At 67.2% G+C, this 15,857-nt stretch carries 20 protein-coding genes; 13 read left to right on the forward strand and 7 right to left on the reverse strand.

Features of this window, described 5'->3' with window-relative positions; genetic code table 11:
* Positions 1–29: 29 nt before the first annotated feature.
* Positions 30–587, reverse strand: a complete 558-nt coding sequence (locus ACODRV_RS06685; RefSeq protein ID WP_141626636.1) for a LabA-like NYN domain-containing protein — start codon at positions 585–587, stop codon at positions 30–32.
* Here ACODRV_RS06685 and folK point away from each other — a divergent pair.
* The 11 genes from folK (at position 586) to ACODRV_RS06740 (ending at position 10,806) form a co-directional block, all read left to right on the forward strand.
* Entirely contained in the window at positions 586–1,146 is a 561-nt protein-coding gene (gene folK, locus ACODRV_RS06690; RefSeq protein WP_488907813.1) for a 2-amino-4-hydroxy-6-hydroxymethyldihydropteridine diphosphokinase, read from the forward strand. The two genes, ACODRV_RS06685 and folK, sit on opposite strands and share 2 nt — an antisense overlap.
* Before the next feature lie 99 nt (positions 1,147–1,245).
* A complete protein-coding gene (gene rpoZ / locus ACODRV_RS06695) occupies positions 1,246–1,605 on the forward strand; it encodes a DNA-directed RNA polymerase subunit omega (protein ID WP_141626634.1) in 360 nt (119 codons plus the stop codon).
* Positions 1,606–1,823: 218 nt separating this feature from the next.
* On the forward strand, positions 1,824–3,890 hold the full coding sequence (locus tag ACODRV_RS06700; RefSeq protein ID WP_488908065.1) for a RelA/SpoT family protein: 2,067 nt from the start codon (positions 1,824–1,826) through the stop codon (positions 3,888–3,890).
* Positions 3,887–4,705, forward strand: a complete 819-nt coding sequence (locus ACODRV_RS06705; RefSeq protein WP_488907814.1) for an LOG family protein — start codon at positions 3,887–3,889, stop codon at positions 4,703–4,705. Before ACODRV_RS06700 ends, ACODRV_RS06705 begins: the two co-directional genes overlap by 4 nt.
* A gap of 9 nt (positions 4,706–4,714) precedes the next feature.
* Positions 4,715–5,302 carry an orotate phosphoribosyltransferase gene (gene pyrE, locus ACODRV_RS06710; RefSeq protein ID WP_141626630.1) on the forward strand — a complete coding sequence of 196 codons (588 nt, stop codon included), beginning with the start codon at positions 4,715–4,717 and terminating at the stop codon, positions 5,300–5,302.
* A gap of 4 nt (positions 5,303–5,306) precedes the next feature.
* Complete coding sequence (locus ACODRV_RS06715; RefSeq protein ID WP_141626629.1) at positions 5,307–6,074, forward strand: pyridoxine 5'-phosphate synthase; 768 nt, start codon at positions 5,307–5,309, stop codon at positions 6,072–6,074.
* Positions 6,071–6,472 (forward strand): holo-ACP synthase, encoded by a 402-nt coding sequence (gene acpS / locus ACODRV_RS06720; protein WP_488907815.1) that lies wholly within the window; start codon positions 6,071–6,073, stop codon positions 6,470–6,472. Before ACODRV_RS06715 ends, acpS begins: the two co-directional genes overlap by 4 nt.
* A 687-nt stretch (positions 6,473–7,159) precedes the next feature.
* Positions 7,160–7,903 (forward strand): signal peptidase I, encoded by a 744-nt coding sequence (lepB, locus tag ACODRV_RS06725; RefSeq protein WP_488908066.1) that lies wholly within the window; start codon positions 7,160–7,162, stop codon positions 7,901–7,903.
* Entirely contained in the window at positions 7,903–8,619 is a 717-nt protein-coding gene (gene rnc, locus ACODRV_RS06730; protein WP_141626626.1) for a ribonuclease III, read from the forward strand. Before lepB ends, rnc begins: the two co-directional genes overlap by 1 nt.
* Positions 8,616–9,563: a GTPase Era gene (era, locus tag ACODRV_RS06735; protein ID WP_488907816.1), complete on the forward strand. Its 948-nt coding sequence runs from the start codon at positions 8,616–8,618 to the stop codon at positions 9,561–9,563. Before rnc ends, era begins: the two co-directional genes overlap by 4 nt.
* A gap of 13 nt (positions 9,564–9,576) precedes the next feature.
* Positions 9,577–10,806 (forward strand): serine hydrolase domain-containing protein, encoded by a 1,230-nt coding sequence (locus ACODRV_RS06740; RefSeq protein ID WP_141626624.1) that lies wholly within the window; start codon positions 9,577–9,579, stop codon positions 10,804–10,806.
* Here the strand turns inward: ACODRV_RS06740 and ACODRV_RS06745 are convergent.
* The 5 genes from ACODRV_RS06745 to ACODRV_RS06765 are packed head-to-tail and all read right to left on the reverse strand — an operon-like array spanning position 10,803 to position 13,323.
* Positions 10,803–11,468 carry a dihydrofolate reductase family protein gene (locus tag ACODRV_RS06745; RefSeq protein ID WP_488907817.1) on the reverse strand — a complete coding sequence of 222 codons (666 nt, stop codon included), beginning with the start codon at positions 11,466–11,468 and terminating at the stop codon, positions 10,803–10,805. The genes ACODRV_RS06740 and ACODRV_RS06745 overlap by 4 nt on opposite strands.
* A gap of 56 nt (positions 11,469–11,524) precedes the next feature.
* A complete protein-coding gene (locus ACODRV_RS06750; RefSeq protein WP_141626623.1) occupies positions 11,525–11,968 on the reverse strand; it encodes a VOC family protein in 444 nt (147 codons plus the stop codon).
* A 24-nt stretch (positions 11,969–11,992) separates the two neighbouring features.
* Entirely contained in the window at positions 11,993–12,469 is a 477-nt protein-coding gene (locus ACODRV_RS06755) for an SRPBCC family protein (RefSeq protein ID WP_488907818.1), read from the reverse strand.
* 16 nt (positions 12,470–12,485) lie between these two features.
* Positions 12,486–12,989 (reverse strand): SRPBCC family protein, encoded by a 504-nt coding sequence (locus ACODRV_RS06760; protein ID WP_488907819.1) that lies wholly within the window; start codon positions 12,987–12,989, stop codon positions 12,486–12,488.
* Positions 12,973–13,323 carry an ArsR/SmtB family transcription factor gene (locus ACODRV_RS06765; RefSeq protein WP_141626620.1) on the reverse strand — a complete coding sequence of 117 codons (351 nt, stop codon included), beginning with the start codon at positions 13,321–13,323 and terminating at the stop codon, positions 12,973–12,975. Before ACODRV_RS06765 ends, ACODRV_RS06760 begins: the two co-directional genes overlap by 17 nt.
* A gap of 284 nt (positions 13,324–13,607) precedes the next feature.
* Between ACODRV_RS06765 and ACODRV_RS06770 the strand changes: the two genes are divergently transcribed.
* On the forward strand, positions 13,608–14,087 hold the full coding sequence (locus ACODRV_RS06770) for a nuclear transport factor 2 family protein (RefSeq protein ID WP_488907820.1): 480 nt from the start codon (positions 13,608–13,610) through the stop codon (positions 14,085–14,087).
* Positions 14,088–14,116: 29 nt separating this feature from the next.
* Here ACODRV_RS06770 and ACODRV_RS06775 read toward each other — a convergent pair whose 3' ends face one another.
* Complete coding sequence (locus ACODRV_RS06775) at positions 14,117–14,995, reverse strand: hypothetical protein (RefSeq protein ID WP_141626618.1); 879 nt, start codon at positions 14,993–14,995, stop codon at positions 14,117–14,119.
* A gap of 127 nt (positions 14,996–15,122) precedes the next feature.
* Here ACODRV_RS06775 and recO point away from each other — a divergent pair, with 127 nt between their 5' ends.
* On the forward strand, positions 15,123–15,854 hold the full coding sequence (recO, locus tag ACODRV_RS06780; RefSeq protein ID WP_141626617.1) for a DNA repair protein RecO: 732 nt from the start codon (positions 15,123–15,125) through the stop codon (positions 15,852–15,854).
* Positions 15,855–15,857 lie beyond the last annotated feature (3 nt).

The raw sequence follows: 15,857 nt of genomic DNA on the forward strand, positions 1-15,857 counted from the left end.
GCCGTGGCCACAGGCGCGATCCCCTCTCGTCAGTCCCGCAAAGGCGCTCCACCCGAATGCCGGGGGCGTCCGATCTCGCCCAGCAGGTCGATCAGGTCCACGAAGGCGTCGGCCTGACGGCGCAGTTCATCGGCGATCTGGGGCGGCTGGCTCTTCACGGTCGAAACGACGGTGACCTTCACCCCCTTGGCCTGCACCGCCTGCACCAGACGCCGGAAGTCCCCATCGCCGGAGAACAGCACGACGTGGTCCAGCCTCGCCGCCAGCTCCAGCATGTCGACGGCGATCTCGATGTCCATATTGCCCTTGGTTCGCGTATGACCCTGGGCGTCAGTGAAGCGCTTCACCGGCTTCTTCACGACCGTGAAGCCGTTGTAGTCCAGCCAGTCGACCAACGGCTTGATCGGCGAGAACTCCTCACCCTCGACCACGGCGGTGTAATACAGGGCCCGAACCAGATCGCCCTTCGCGCGATACATTTCGACCAGCTTGCGAAAATCGAGGTCTGTATTCAGCGCCTTGGCGGCGGAGTAGAGATTGGCGCCGTCGATGAACAGGGCGGTGCGGTCAGCGGGATTGGGCGTCATGGAAAAGGGCTCCGAGGAAATGGGCGTCCAGCTCCCCGTCGAAATAGACGGCGAGCCTGATCCGGACACCGCTGTGATCGTCGCCCTCGGCTGCAATGACAAGGGGGCCTGGCGCGATTGCCGTGAAGCGCTGGAGGCGGCGCTGGCACGGTTTCGAACGGAGGGTATCGACATCGTCGCCCGCTCGTCCTGGTGGAGTTCGGCCGCCTGGCCGGACCCGACCGATCCGCCGTTCCTGAACGGGGTGGTCATCGTGCGTACCGACCACGACGCCCACGCCCTGATGGCCGCGCTCGGCCGCATCGAGGACGCCTTCGGCCGCCAGAGGTCCGTGGCCAATGCGCCACGCACCCTGGATCTGGACCTGATCGCCTATGGCCGCCTGACCGGCGATCTGGATGGCCTGATCCTGCCCCATCCGCGCGCGCGCCAGCGCCTGTTCGTCATGGGGCCGCTGGCGGAGATCGCGCCGGACTGGATCGAACCGGAGTCAGGCCGCCGCGCCGCGGAACTGGCGAGAACCGCCGATGGCGGCCGGGACGCCCGTCCGACGCCCTGATCATCAAGGGCTTATCGCCCAAAATACGCCCATGTGGCGTTGCACAAACAGGTCCACATCTATATTTTGCGCGGTTCTATCCCGCGTCCGAGGAAATTCATGGCCCGCGTCACTGTCGAAGATTGCATCGAAAAGGTGCCGAACCGCTTTGGTCTGGTTCTGCTGGCCGGTCACCGCGCCCGCAACATCGCAAACGGCGCCGCCCTGACGATCGACCGCGACAACGACAAGAACCCGGTCGTCGCCTTGCGCGAACTGGCCGATGACACGGTCATCCCGGACGAGCTGCAAGAGAACATCATCACCACGCTGCAACGCGTTGACGAGCGGACCGAAGCCGAGGACGAGGCCGAGACCGTCGCCCTGCTGGCCGAGCCGCAGCACATGAACATGGCTGAAGCCGAGCTGATCCGCGCGCTGCAAAGCGACCGCGACGGCGGGCAGGAGGAGCGATACTGACGGCCGATCCCGCCAACGGTATCACCATCCTGCCGGCGCGGCAGTCCGCGCCGCCCCCTGAAGCTGCCAATCTGAACGACCCTGACGGCGCGGCTCCGGTAAAGACCCCGGAGCCCGTTCGAAGCAAGGTGTTGCGCCAGTTCGAACTGGTCGAAGCCGTTCGCGCCTATGACCCGACCGCGGACGAGAACCTTCTCAACCGCGCCTACGTCTATGCGATGAAGATGCACGGCTCGCAGCTGCGGGCCTCGGGTGATCCGTATTTCGCTCATCCGATCCAGGTCGCGGGCATCCTGACCGACTACCGGCTGGACACCGCCACCATCGTCACGGCCCTGCTGCACGACGTGGTCGAGGACACCTCGGCCACGCGCGACGACATCGCCCAGATGTTCGGCGAAGAGGTCGCGGTTCTCGTCGAGGGCGTGACCAAGCTGTCGCGCCTCGAGCTTCAGGCCGAACACACACGTCAGGCCGAGAACCTTCGCAAATTCATCCTCGCCATCAGCCGTGACGTCCGCGTCCTGCTGGTCAAGCTCGCCGACCGTCTGCACAACATGCGGACGCTCCAGTATGTGAAGCCCGAGAAGCGCGAGCGTATCAGTCGCGAGACCCTGGAAGTCTATGCCCCGCTGGGCCGTTCCATCGGCATCCACTCGATCGCGTCCGAGCTGGAAGAACTGGCGTTCGAGCATCTGAACCCGACCGCCCGCACCGCCATCGAGCGCCGTCTGGAGGCGCTGAAGCTGGAGCACGGCCGCGCCATCGACGGCGTGTCGCGCGAGGTCGAGCGGGTGCTGGCCGAAGCCGGCGTCACGGCCCGCGTTCTGGGCCGCCAGAAGACGCCGTACTCGATCTGGCGCAAGCTGCAGCGCAAGTCGGTCGGCTTCTCGTCCCTGTCCGACATCTACGGCTTCCGCGTCATCGTCGAAGCGGAGGACGACTGCTATCGCGCCCTGGGCGTCATCCACCGCGCCTGGCCGATGGTGCCCGAGCGGTTCAAGGACTTCATCTCGACGCCCAAGTCGAACAACTACCGCTCCCTTCACACCACCATCGTCGGGCCGGGCGGCCTGCGCATCGAGATGCAGATCCGCACCGAAGCCATGGACCGCGTGGCCGAGGACGGCGTGGCCGCGCACTGGGCCTACAAGAACAAATCCTATGGTTTCGACAAGGAAGCCATGGAGGCCGACGGCGGCCGCGACCCGCTGCAGAACCTGCGCCACCTCGTGCAGGTCATCGAGCATGGCGAGGGCGGCGAGGACTGGGTCGAGCACGCCAAGCTCGAGATGTATCTGGATCAGGTCTTCGTCTTCACGCCGAAGGGCTCGCTGATCACCCTGCCGCGCGGCGGCATGCCGCTGGACTTCGCCTATGCAGTTCACACCGAGGTCGGCGATTCCGCCGTCGGGGTGAAGGTCAACGGCGAACTGAAGCCGATGCGGACCCAGCTCCAGAACGGCGACGTGGTCGAGATCATCCGCGGCGCCAAACGCGAGATTCCCGTCGACTGGCGCTCACTGACCGTCACCGGCCGCGCCCGCTCGGCTATCCGGCGCCACATCCGCACCTCCGAGCGCGGTGAATTCCAGAAACTGGGCCGCGCCACGCTGGAACAGACCCTGTCCCGCGCCGGCAAGGCGATGGACGAGGTGTCGCTGAAGCCCGCGCTGGAAACCCTGGCCGTCGCTTCGGAAGACGATCTGTTCGAGGCCATCGGCAAGGGGCGTCTGTCGGCGGCCAAGGTCGGCGAAACCCTGTTCCCGGCCCTGAAGGGCCGCCTGAAGGCCGGGCCGGACCGCAAACGGATCGCCGACGATCAGGCCCGCCTGTTCGTGCGCGGCGGCGGCCTGACGCCGGGCGTCAGCATCCACTTCGGCCAGTGCTGCTCGCCGGTGCCGGGCGACCGCATCGTCGGCATCATGGAACCGGATGTCGGCCTGACCGTGCACACCATCGACTGCCAGCGTCTGGCGGACTTCGCCGACGACGATTCTGTCTGGCAGGATCTGCAATGGACCCCGCAGGCCGAACAGGGCGCCGTCGCCGCCGCCCGCCTGCGCGCCACCATCAAGAACGCGCCCGGCGTCCTGGGTCAGGTCGCCACCCTGATCGGCGAAGCGGGCGGAAACATCCTGAACCTGGTAATGAGCCACCGGCAGCAGGACTTCTTCGACGTGGAGATCGACGTCGAGGTCGAGGACGCCCGCCACGCCACCATGATCATGGCCGCCCTACGCGCCAATCCGTCCGTTGATACAGTGGAGCGCGCCCGCGGGTGAGTGAAGAGCGTCCCCTGAATGCGGCGCAGCTGGCGTCGCCCTCCTACCGTCTCGCCGCCCTCGATCAGGACTTCGTGCTCAGCGAAGCCATGCGCGGCGCCCGCTTCCTGATGGAGTACGAGAAGGCCGAACAGGCGCTGAAGGCCTGGGGCGTGCGCTCGACCATCGTGGTGTTCGGCAGCGCCCGGGTAGGCGAGGACGCCGGACCCAGCCACGCCCGCTGGTACGCCGAAGCCCGGAGGTTCGGCCGCATCGCGTCGGAACGGGGCGGCGCGATGCGCGGCGATGTCGGTCATCCGCGCGACAATGTCATCGCCACCGGTGGCGGACCGGGCATCATGGGTGCGGCCAACCGGGGCGCCCATGACGTCGGCGCCCCCTCCATCGGCTTCAACATCACCCTGCCGCACGAGCAGGAGCCGAACCCGTGGTCGACGCCGGAACTGACCTTCCGCTTCCACTACTTCGCCATGCGCAAGATGCATTTCGCCATGCGCGCCAATGCGCTGGTGGTGTTCCCGGGCGGCTTCGGCACCTTTGACGAACTGTTTGAAATCCTGACCCTGCGCCAGACCGGCAAGGAACGGGCGATCCCGATCGTGCTGGTGGACGAGGCCTACTGGAAGGCCGTTGTCGGCTTTGACGCCCTGGTGGAGCACGGCATGGTCGCGCCCGCCGACCTTGAACTGATCAGCTTCGCCGAGGACGCCGAAGGCGCCTGGGCCGAGCTTCTGGCCCGCGGCCTGAACCCCGGCGGCGAAAACCGCACCGATCCGCATCAACCGGCCCTTCAAAGCGAGGCCGTGACGGAGTAGGGGACGCATATGACCTCCGAAGACGTTCTCTCCGAATTCCGCGACGCCGGCGCCCTGCGCGAAGGCCACTTCGTCCTGTCGTCCGGCCTGCACAGTCCGACGTTCCTGCAGAAAAACCTGGTCTTCATGGACGCGGAGCGCTGCGCCCGCCTGTGCAAGGCGTTGGCGGAGAAGATCGTCGCTGCCGTCGGCCCGGTGGACGTGGCCATCTCGCCCGCGGTCGGGGGCATCATCCCCGGTTACGAGACCGCCCGCTGGCTGAAGGTCCCCTCGATGTACGTCGAGCGGGTGGACGGCGAATTCAAATTGCGGCGCGGTTTCCACGTCGAACCCGGCCAGAAGGTCGTCATGGTCGAGGACATCGTCACCACGGGCCTGAGCTCGCGCGAGTGCATCGCCGCGATCAATGCCGCGGGCGGTGAAGTCGTCGCCGCCGCCTGCATCGTGGACCGCTCGGGCGGCCGCGCCGATGTCGGCGTGCCCCTGATCGCCCTGGCGACGCTGGACGTGCCCGCTTACCCCGCTGACGCCCTGCCGCCGGAACTGGCCGCCATTCCGGTGGAAGACCCGGGCAGCCGTCGTCTGTCGAAAGGCTGATTGAATGAGCGAACGGGTCCGGCTGGGCGTCAACATTGACCATGTCGCGACCGTGCGGAACGCGCGCGGCGGCCTGGCGCCCGACCCGGTACGCGCGGCGCAGGACGCCCTGATCGCCGGCGCCGACGGCATCACCGCCCACCTGCGCGAGGATCGCCGCCACATCTCGGACAGCGACATCGACAGCCTCTCAGCGGTGCTGCGCAGCCAGTCGCGCCCGCTGAACCTCGAGATGGCCGTCACGCAGGAGATGCTGGCCATCGCCCTGCATCACCGCCCGCACGCCGTCTGTCTGGTGCCGGAGAAGCGCGAGGAACGGACGACCGAGGGCGGTCTGGACGTCGTCGGCGGCCACAACTGGATCACGCCGGTCGTGCGCCAGCTCACCGAAGCCGGATCGCGCGTCTCCCTGTTCATCGGCGCGGACGCCGCGCAGATCGCCGCCGCGCACAGCACCGGCGCGGCCGTGGTTGAGTTGCACACCGGCGCCTTCTGCGACGCCGTGCGCGAGGGCCGCGAGGAAGAGGCCAAAGCGGAGCTGGCCGCCCTGCGCGCCGGCGCGGCGCAGGCCTCCGCTCTGGGGCTCGAAGTCCACGCCGGACACGGCATCGACTACGACACCGTCATTCCGGTCGCGGAAATCCCCGAGATCGTGGAACTGAACATCGGCCACTTCCTGATCGGTGAGGCCATCTTCGTCGGTCTGGGACCGGCGATCAGCAGGATGCGCGATCTGATGGATCAGGCGCGTGGGATCGGAACGGCGGCATGATTCTCGGCGTCGGCGCGGACCTGTCGGATATCCGGCGTATCCAGGACACGCTCGACCGCTATGGCGAACGCTTCAAGGAGCGCTGCTTCACGCCGTTGGAACGCGCCCGTTCGGACCGCAAGCCGGACCCGTCGTGGAGCTACGCCAAGCGGTTCGCCGCCAAGGAAGCCTGCGCCAAGGCGCTGGGCACCGGCATGCGTTCGGATGTGTACTGGCGCGACATGGGGGTGGTGAACCTGCCCTCCGGCCAGCCGACCCTCGCCCTGACCGGTCCGGCGGCCGAGCGTCTGGCCCGTATGACGCCCCCCGGACATGAAGTCCGTATCCATCTCACTCTCAGCGACGAACACCCTTACGCCTTGGCTTTCGTGGTCATCGAAGCCTTGCCCGTCGCTTAATCACGTTATACCGCTTTGCCCGCTGAAAACCGCGCAAAGCGGCTGGGGGACAGGGTTCACATGAGCGACGAACACAAGCCGCACGACGACCACGCCGCCGACGGCGCGCATGACGCCGCGCACGGCCACGACGATCACGCCGCGCCGGAAGCCGCTGCGCAAGCGCACGACCACGCGGACCAGGCGCCGACCTCCGACGCCGCGCAGGGGGAGCCCCCCGCTGAAGCCGGGGTCGTGTCTGAAGAGACTCACGCTCCGATCGAAGCCCACGATGCGCCTGCCGCAGAGCAGGTGACTCTCGAGGACGCGCCAGCCGAAGCCGCTCCGGTCGAGGCGGCCGCTGTCGTCGAGGACACGCCCGGCGACTCTCCGGCCGAAACTCACGAGCCGGCGCCCGTCGCCGAAGAGATCGTGCACGAGGCGCCCGCGGCTCCGGTGGAAGCCATCGAGGAACCGGCGCACATCGAGCCTGTCCACGAAGAGCCCGTCCACGAGGGCTCCAGCGTCCCCGAGACCACTGCCACCGCCGCCACCGTTGCGGGCGCCGCCGCTGTCGCGGCCAGCACGGAACAGAAGCGCCCGATCTGGAGCGACGCGGGCGACGCCCCCTTCGAGGACGTCGATACGACCCCCGTCTATGCGCGCGGCAAGAAGGACAGAAAGGCGAAGAAGCAGTCGCAAGGCTTACTGGGCGAGCTGTGGGAGATCGCCAAGACCATCGCCGTGGCCCTGTTCATCGCCCTGGTCCTGCGGATCCTGCTGTTCCAGCCCTTCACCATTCCGTCCGCCTCGATGGAGCCCAACCTCTATCAGGGCGACTACATCGTCGTGTCGAAATGGTCCTACGGGTATTCGAAGCACTCGATCATCGGCAGCCCGGACATCTTTGACGGCCGGATCGAACTGCCGTTCGTCAGCAATGCGCCCAAGCGCGGCGACATCGTCGTCTTCAAGCTGCCGAGCAACAACAGGACCGACTACATCAAGCGCCTGATCGGCCTGCCCGGCGACCGCATCCAGATGGTCAACAACGTCCTGAACATCAACGGCCAGCCGGTGCGCGACGTGGTCCTGACCAACGCGGACGTGACCAACCTCTACGGCCTGCCGGTCATTCAGCTGGAAGAGACCTTCCCGGACGGCTCCAAAACCTTCCGCGTGCAGGACTTCGGTCCGGGCAACGAACTGGACAACACCCCGGTGTTTGAAATTCCCGCCGGTTACTACTTCATGATGGGCGACAACCGGGACAACTCGAGCGACAGCCGTGTTGATCCGGCCCAGGGCGGCGTGGGTCTGGTCCCGGCCGAGAACCTGATCGGCAAGGCCGAGATCATCCTGTTCTCGTGGAACGAGGGCGCCTCCTTCGGCAATCCGGTCAGCTGGTTCTCCAAGGTCCGCCTGAGCCGCTGGTTCAAAGTCCTGAACTGATGACAGACAGACGGGCCGAGGCTGTTCGTGCGCTCACGCGCAACCTCGGCCATGACTTCAGGGATCGGAGCCTGCTGGAGCAGGCCCTGACCCACGCCAGCGTGGGCGAGGGCGCCGAGCGTGATGCGCGCGGCCGGCCTTTCATCGACAATCAGCGGATGGAGTTCCTGGGCGACCGGGTGCTGGGTCTGCTGGTCGCCGACCGACTGATGCGCGATTTCCCCGAGGCCGACGAGGGCGACATGTCCGCCCGCCTGCACGCCCTTGTCGACAAGGCCGCTTGCGCCCGCGTCGCCGAACGGCTGGATGTCGGCCCCGCCATGCGCCTGTCGCCGGGCGAAGCGAAACAGGGCGGGCGCCGCCGTGAGGGCGTTCTGGGCGACGCCATGGAGGCCATCCTCGCCGCCGTCTGGCTGGACGGCGGGATCGAGGCGGCCCGGCAGGTCTTCGACCACGCGTGGCAGCCCGAGTTCGCGGCCACCCCAAAAAAGGCCCTGACCAACCCCAAATCCGCGCTTCAGGAGTGGGCGCTGGGGCAGGGGCGCGCGCTTCCGACCTACAGAATTGTCGAGCGAACAGGCTCGGACCACGCCCCGACTTTCACGGTCGAAGCAAGCGTAGCCGGATATCCGCCCTTGACCGCACAGGGGCGATCACGTCAGGACGCGGAGAAAGCGGCCGCGACGGCCCTTCTCCAACGTGAAGGCGTGATTTGACCGATCTCCAGAACCAGCATGCCGGCTTCGCCGCCATCATCGGCGCTCCCAACGCGGGCAAGTCCACGCTGGTCAATCGCCTGACCGGGACCAAGGTCTCGATCGTCACCCAGAAGGTGCAGACCACGCGCTTCCCGGTGCGCGGCATCGCCATCTACGGCGACGCCCAGATCGTGCTGGTCGACACCCCCGGCATCTTCAGCCCGCGCCGCCGTCTGGACCGCGCCATGGTCGCCTCGGCCTGGGGCGGCGCCGATGACGCGGACGTGGTCGTCCACCTGATCGACGCGGCCTCGCACATCGCCGCCGAAGGCAAGGACGGCACGGCCGCTGACCGCCGCTCGGCCGAGGACACCGAGACCATCATCGCCGCGCTCAAGGAGGCCGGAAAGCAGGTCATCCTGGCGCTGAACAAGATCGACGGCATGCGCCGCGACACCCTGCTGGCCCTGTCGCATTCGCTGTATGAGACGGGCGTCTACAGCGAGGTCTTCATGATCTCGGCCCTCAGCGGCGACGGCGTGGACGATCTGGGCAAGCGGTTGGCCGAGGCCATGCCCGCCGGACCGTGGCTCTATCCCGAGGACCAGTCCGCCGACGTGCCGATGCGCGTTCTGGCCGCCGAAATCACCCGCGAGAAGGTCTACCTGCGCGTCCACGAGGAACTGCCCTATTCGGCGGCGGTCGAGACCACCTCGTTCGAGGACCGCGCCGACGGATCGGTCCGGATCGAGCAGACCATCTATGTGGAGCGCGAAAGCCAGCGCCCCATCGTGCTGGGCAAGGGCGGCCAGACCCTGAAATGGATCGGCCAGAAGGCGCGAGAGGAACTGAACGAACTGCTGGACCGGCAGGTGCACCTGTTCCTGACCGTGAAGGTCGACCCCAAATGGCAGGACAGCCGCGCCCTCTACGCCCAGTTCGGGCTGGACTACGACGTCTAAGAGTTCGCGTTCGGTGTTCAACGTCCCCCGTCGCGCCGGGAACCATCCCCGGCTGGCTCTCGGCTTTCTGGCTCTGCTGCTGCTCACCGTCATCGGGCTGATCGCCTGGGGTACGGTGCGCACGCCGCAGATCGCCGAGGCCGCGCCTGATCCCCTGCCGCCCCGTCCGCCGGTCGAGGTGGTGGAGCGTCTGCCGGACCTGAAGGCGCAACTAGACCGCTGGGGCGCCTCCGGCCAGTTCAGCGGCGGCGTTCTGGTCGCCAAGGGTGACGAGGTTCTGTTCCGTCAGGTTCACGGCTGGGCGAACCGCAGCCTCGACAAGCCGATGGCGCTGAACACCCGTTTCCGCCTGGCCTCCGTCAGCAAGCAGTTCACCGCCGCCGCCATCCTGCGCCTGCAGGACGAGGGCAGGCTGTCGGTCAACGACCCGGTCTGCAAATACATCCAGCCCTGTCCCGCGGCCTGGGCGCCGATCCGGCTGCACCATCTGCTGTCGCACACCTCCGGCATCCCCGACCTGATGGCCCGACCGGGCTGGGGCCTGCGCCGTGTGACCCCCGCAACGCCGGAGGAACTGACCGCGGATTCCATGCGCTACGGCCTCCAGTTCGCGCCGGGCACGAAGGTTCGGTACGACAACGCGGGCTTCAACCTGCTGGGCGCCGTGGTCGAAAAGATCACCGGCATGGGTCTGCATGACTATCTTCAGCAGGCCTTCTTCAGGCCGTTGGGCATGACCGACACAGGTTATGACGACGGCGGCGCCGACATGGCCATGGGCTACGCCAATCTGGCCGGGGGCGTGACGCCGCAACCGAACGCCAACGTCAGCATCGTCTACGCGGCGGGCGCCCTGTATTCGACGCTGGACGACCTGCTGATCTGGCAGCGCGCCCTGCACCACGGCCATGTCCTGTCGCCGGACAGCTATCGCCAGATGATCGCCGATCACGCGCCGCAAGACACGCCCGACGAGCGTGGCAAGCCCCGTCGGCTCTGGGGCTACGGCATCTATGAGAAGGCGCTGGGGCGGCAGGTTCGGCCCGAATTCGAGGACAACCAGATATTCCACACCGGAAGTTGGTCCGGTTTCCGCAATCTGATGACCTATCAGCCGGATCAGGATGTGACCGTCATCGTCCTGTCCAACAACTACCACCAGCGCGAAGCGGTCTTCCTGCTGTCCCAGCAAGGTATGGCCGAGGCCCTGGGCCGGGATTTCCCCAGAACGGTCGCCCGCTAGCCACGATCCTCGCGCGCCCACCGGTCCCGGCGCGCCAGTTCGGCGGGGCCGGGCTCCTGTTCGGCGAAGCTGCCGGTCTCAACATCGCCCGCCAGCCGGTAGCGATTCACGACCACGCCGGTCGCGGACTGAACGCTCTTTTCCAGCGCCCAGCTGCGCGGGCTCGCTGACCCGTCGAACAGTCGCTTGCCGCGCCCCAGCATGATCGGGAAGGTGAGGGTGGCCAGTTCGTCGATCAGCCCCTCCGCCAGCAAGGTCTGCACCAGCTCGCTGGACCCCTGGATCAACAGGTCACGCCCGTCCGTCGCCTTGAGCGCCCGCACAGCCTCGACCACATCCCCCTCCAGCCGGTGGCTGTGAGCCCAGGTCATCGGCGTGTCAGGCCCGGCGGCGACGTATTTGTTGATGGCGTTGAAAGTGCGGCCGATCTCATCGTCCATGGTCGGCCAGTAGGCGGCGAAGATTTCATATGTCCGCCGCCCCAGCAGCAGGTCGTAGCCGTCGCCCATGGCCTCGCCCATCAGGCCGCCCGCCGCCTCATCAAAATGAGGCCAGACCCAACCGCCGAAGGCGAAGCCCCCGGTCGTGTCCTCCTGCGGACCGCCCGGTCCCTGCATGACGCCGTCGATGGAGATGAAGCTGGCCAGTCGGATCGTGCGCATCATCGGTCTCCGCGATCAAAGGGCCGCCCACTGGGGCGGCCCTGTTGCATCCCTTGTCAGGCCGCCGAAGGCGCCCATCCCTCGGCCGGGATCGTGTTGACCATCCACGGGATGCCGAACCGGTCGACCAGATTACCGTAGCCCGGCGACCAGAAGGTTTCGCCAAAAGGCATATGCACCGCGCCGCCCTCCGACAGGGCGTCGAACCACGCCTTCGCCTGGGCTGCGTCCCCGGTGTGCAGGGTGACGTCAAAGCCGTTCTTCGGCTTGTCGATGTTCGGGCCGAACTCCGGCGGAATGTCCGCGCCCATGATCGACTGGTCGCCGACATCCAGCCAGCAATGCATCAGCCAATCCTTGTATTTCGCGTCCACGGGCATGTCCGGCGGTCCATCGCCGAACGGATAGGCTGCCGTCACCTTGCCGCCCAAAACCTTGGCGTAGAAATCGAACGCCTCGCGGCATTCTCCCTTGAAACTCAGGCTCGTCACGATCTTCATGGTCGTCTCTCCCTGTGGTTCTTGTCAGCTCTTGTTGGCCGCCAGCCAGGCCTCCAGCCGGTCAGCGGTGCTGTTCCAGCCATGCTTGTGGCCGGTCAGGCTCTGTTCGGACTTCAGGCCCTCGTGGGTGAAGTCCATCCGGGTGCGCCCGTCCTCTGTCTCGGTCAGGACCATGGTGACCAGCGTGTCGACCGGCGGCCCGTCCTCGTGGGACTCGTCCCATTTGAAGGTGAAGACCAGCCGCTCGGGCGGCGCGATCTCGCAATAGACGCCACCCTGCCAGAGGTCCTGCCCGGTATCCGGCGAACGCAGGCAGGCCCTCCATTCGCCGCCGACCCGCAGGTCCTGGGTCACGCTGACCGCCGGCCACTCGACCGGACCCAGCCACAGAACCATCGCTTCCGGATTGGTCCACGCCCGCCAGACCAGCGCACGGGGCGCATCGAACACGCGTCGCATGTTCAGGGTCGGGCGGGACGTCTCGGCTTGTGTCAGGCTCATGGAGGCGTCCGCTCGCTCAGTGGGTCTTCAGCAGTTCGGCCAGCTGATCGGCGCAGGTCCCCCAGCCTTCGTGGAAGCCCATGGCCTCGTGCTGTTTCATCGTCTCGGCGTTCCAGTGCCGGGCGGTGGCGACATATTCGGTCCGACCGTCGGCGGTCGGGGTCAGTTCGACGGTCCCCACCATGAAAGGCTGTCCGGCGGGCTTCCAGTCCGGTGTCAGGGCGTCGGTCGTGATCCAGCGCTTGCCCGGCTCGACGTGCAGGAAGATGCCGCTGTTGGGCATGGTTTCGCCGTCCGGGCCATGCATGACGAAGTTGAACACCCCGCCCGGACGCGGGTCGATCTTCACGTCCGACAGGGTCCACGGACGCGGCACGAACCACTGCTGCAGAATTTCCGGCGTCATCCACGCCTTCCAGATCTGTTCGGGCGTCGCATCGATCACGCGACGCAGGGTCAGGGCGTGCTCATGCGCCTCGCCGTCGGTGTGACAGGGATTGTTTTCAGTGTCCTGGGCCATTGGAGGAGTCTCCCTTCTGGATTTTCTGGAGGTAGGCGTCGAGGCGGTCGAAGCTGGCCTCCCAGTACCGGCGATAGTGCTCAAGCCAGTCGGCGACGGTCTTCAACGCTTCCGGTTCGAGGCGCGCGGGACGCCATTGGGCTTCCTTGCCCCGGCTGATCAGCCCGGCCTTCTCCAGCACCTTGAGATGCTTCGACACGGCCGGAAGGCTCATGTCGAACGGCTCGGCGAGCTGGTTCACGCTCGCTTCGCCTTCGGTCAGCCGCGCGAGGATGGCCCGACGGGTCGGATCAGCCAGGGCGGCGAAACGGGCAGAGAGAAGGTCGGTGTCCATCAGGCGTCTTTATATATAACCGATAAGTTAAATGCGCCCGATGCACCTCATTGTCAACCATCAGGTTAAATAAAGATCGAGGCCACCCGCGAGGGGCCTCGGCGCTTACGCACGCATCGAGCCGGTCTTTTGAACCGCCGGCGCCCATACGGGCCTCCGGCGGGAGATGCGGCTCCCGTGCTTCGCGACAACCGGGGTGAGCGCAATGGCGATGATGCCTGTGTTCGCACGCGACAATCGGACGGGGAGGGGTAATCATGTACGGCACAAGGGGAGATCGAACCATGAAAGCCATCGCCGTCGCCGCAGCCGCCCTGACCCTGCTGAGCGCCCCCGCCGTGCAGGCGCAGGATGCGCAGGCCGAGATCGGTGAGGTGCTGGACCAGTTGAACGTCGCATCGACCGCCGCGGACACTACCGCCTATTTCGCCCTGTTCACGCCCGACGCCCGCTTCATCGGCACGGATGCGACCGAGCGTTGGTCGCTGGCGGAGTTCCGCGCCTATACCGAGCCCTACTTCGCTCAGGGGCGCGGCTGGACCTACACCCCTCGCGACCGGGTCATCACCATCGCGCCCATCGACTGCCGCTGCCTCGCCTGGTTTGACGAGGTGCTGCACAACGCCAGCTACGGCGTCACCCGCGGCTCCGGCGTGCTACGCCTGACCGAAGACGGCTGGAAGATCGAACAGTACGTCCTCAGCTTCACCATCCCCAACGACAAGGCGCGCACCGTAGTCGAGGTGGTGGGGGGCGAGAACTAGCCCCCCCAAAAAAGCAGGTCAGCGACGGATCACGGCCGACGCCGGGCCATCGCGTCCAGCTCCGCCGAAATCTCCTGAATCCGGCGGGCCCGGGTGTTGAAGTCGTTCATGTCCGACAGGCTGGTGAAGGCGATCTGGCCGTACTCCACCACCCAGCGACGGCGCTCCAGAATATCGAGCTGAGCGTCCATCTCGTCGAACATCATGGTGCTGAGTTCAAGACTGACCTGGGTGTCTTCCTTCTCGCTGGCGACGCCCTGCTCGAACGCCCTGAGCATCTGGGCACGACGGGGGCCGGACACGGGCAGTTGACCGATCTCGGCGCGGGCCTGGACGCGCAGTTGCTCATCGTCCGCCTGCGCCTTGACCATCATCTCGCGCAGGTCACGGACCTTGCCGCGGGCGCGGGCCAGACCGCCCCGCTCGGCCAGAGCGCCGGATTCGAAGAAGTCCTCCTGAACGATGGCCGCGCGCTCGTCCCACATCCGGTCGGACAGCGCCTCCCGGCGCGCCTCGACGCGCTGGCGGACCTCATCCATGGCCTTCTGTTCGGCCATCATCCCGGCCCCGACCACGCGGAAGCCGGAGGCGGGCACGGCGCCGACCACCGCGATCCCCGCCAGGATCGCCAGCAGCGTCAGGCCGCCGGAGGTGTGCCTGCGTCCCAGCACGAAATACAGCAGCGCCCAGACCAGCGCCGCGCCCAGCAGGCCGCCGACCAGACCCACGCCGACGCCCAGCGCCAGATCGACCGGCATGTTGGCCGTGCCCGTCACCTTGGTGAAGGACTGGCTGACCGAGAAGATGAAGGCCCACAGGAAGACGGCGATCGCCCCGAACACCGGCCCGGCGAAGCCCGTCGGCCCGCGCTTCTTGCGTCGGGAATTCGAGGTCGGAAAATCGGTCACAAACGCCCCCCGGCGAACTCTGTACGCCCTGACCGTAGCCCATCGGGACAGCCGCCGACAAGGCGCGGAGCTTTCTGGATAATCCGGCGGCTGTTCCCCGGACGTTCCGCAGGCTAAAGCAACCCTCATGGACTTCACCGAAGACGCCTTCGTCCTTTCCGCCCGCGCCCATGGCGACACCGGCGTGGTGGTCGATCTGCTGACCGAGGGGCAGGGGCGGCGCGCGGCCTATGTCGCGGGCGGCGCCTCGCGCAAGATGAAGCCCTTTCTGCAGCCCGGCGCCCGGGTCGTGGCCGAGGTCCGCGCCCGCACCAGCGAGCATCTGGGCACGGCGCGTCTGGAGCCGGTGGGCGAGGGGCCCAGCGCCCTGTTCGATGACCCCATGGCCCTGACCGGTCTGGCCGCCGCCGCCGCGGTGGCGCAGGGCGCCCTGCCGGAGCGCGAGCCGCACCCCGGCGCCTTCCTCGCTTTCGAGGCGCTGATGGGCGCCTTCATCCTCCCGGACGTCTGGCCCGCCGTCTTCGTCCGGTTCGAGGCGGGGCTGCTGGAGGATCTCGGCTTCGGCCTGGATCTCAGCCGCTGCGCCGCCACCGGCTCGACCGACGACCTGTGCTGGGTCAGCCCCCGCACCGGCCGCGCCGTCAGCCGCGAGGCGGGCGAGCCCTACGCCGGAAAGCTGCTGAAGCTGCCGCCCTTCATGCTGGGCGCCCAGGCGGGTCTGGCCGACGGCGACATCGGCGACGGCTTCGACCTGACCGGCCACTTCCTCGAACAGTTCGTCTTCCACCCGCTGGACCGCCCCCTGCCGCCCGCCCGGGTCTGGATGATCGACAAGCTGCGCCAGTCCGGGCGGCTCTAGGCG

The organism is Brevundimonas sp. FG8 (genome assembly GCF_057808845.1).

Excerpts from the sequence above, each read along its gene's own strand:
- folK (WP_488907813.1), top strand. The coding sequence starts at position 586 with ATGGAAAAGGGCTCCGAGGAAATGGGCGTCCAGCTCCCCGTCGAAATA.
- ACODRV_RS06685 (WP_141626636.1), bottom strand. The coding sequence starts at position 587 with ATGACGCCCAATCCCGCTGACCGCACCGCCCTGTTCATCGACGGCGCC.
- rpoZ (WP_141626634.1), top strand. The coding sequence starts at position 1,246 with ATGGCCCGCGTCACTGTCGAAGATTGCATCGAAAAGGTGCCGAACCGC.
- ACODRV_RS06700 (WP_488908065.1), top strand. The coding sequence starts at position 1,824 with ATGAAGATGCACGGCTCGCAGCTGCGGGCCTCGGGTGATCCGTATTTC.
- pyrE (WP_141626630.1), top strand. The coding sequence starts at position 4,715 with ATGACCTCCGAAGACGTTCTCTCCGAATTCCGCGACGCCGGCGCCCTG.
- ACODRV_RS06715 (WP_141626629.1), top strand. The coding sequence starts at position 5,307 with ATGAGCGAACGGGTCCGGCTGGGCGTCAACATTGACCATGTCGCGACC.
- acpS (WP_488907815.1), top strand. The coding sequence starts at position 6,071 with ATGATTCTCGGCGTCGGCGCGGACCTGTCGGATATCCGGCGTATCCAG.
- rnc (WP_141626626.1), top strand. The coding sequence starts at position 7,903 with ATGACAGACAGACGGGCCGAGGCTGTTCGTGCGCTCACGCGCAACCTC.
- ACODRV_RS06745 (WP_488907817.1), bottom strand. The coding sequence starts at position 11,468 with ATGCGCACGATCCGACTGGCCAGCTTCATCTCCATCGACGGCGTCATG.
- ACODRV_RS06750 (WP_141626623.1), bottom strand. The coding sequence starts at position 11,968 with ATGAAGATCGTGACGAGCCTGAGTTTCAAGGGAGAATGCCGCGAGGCG.
- ACODRV_RS06755 (WP_488907818.1), bottom strand. The coding sequence starts at position 12,469 with ATGAGCCTGACACAAGCCGAGACGTCCCGCCCGACCCTGAACATGCGA.
- ACODRV_RS06760 (WP_488907819.1), bottom strand. The coding sequence starts at position 12,989 with ATGGCCCAGGACACTGAAAACAATCCCTGTCACACCGACGGCGAGGCG.
- ACODRV_RS06765 (WP_141626620.1), bottom strand. The coding sequence starts at position 13,323 with ATGGACACCGACCTTCTCTCTGCCCGTTTCGCCGCCCTGGCTGATCCG.
- ACODRV_RS06770 (WP_488907820.1), top strand. The coding sequence starts at position 13,608 with ATGAAAGCCATCGCCGTCGCCGCAGCCGCCCTGACCCTGCTGAGCGCC.
- recO (WP_141626617.1), top strand. The coding sequence starts at position 15,123 with ATGGACTTCACCGAAGACGCCTTCGTCCTTTCCGCCCGCGCCCATGGC.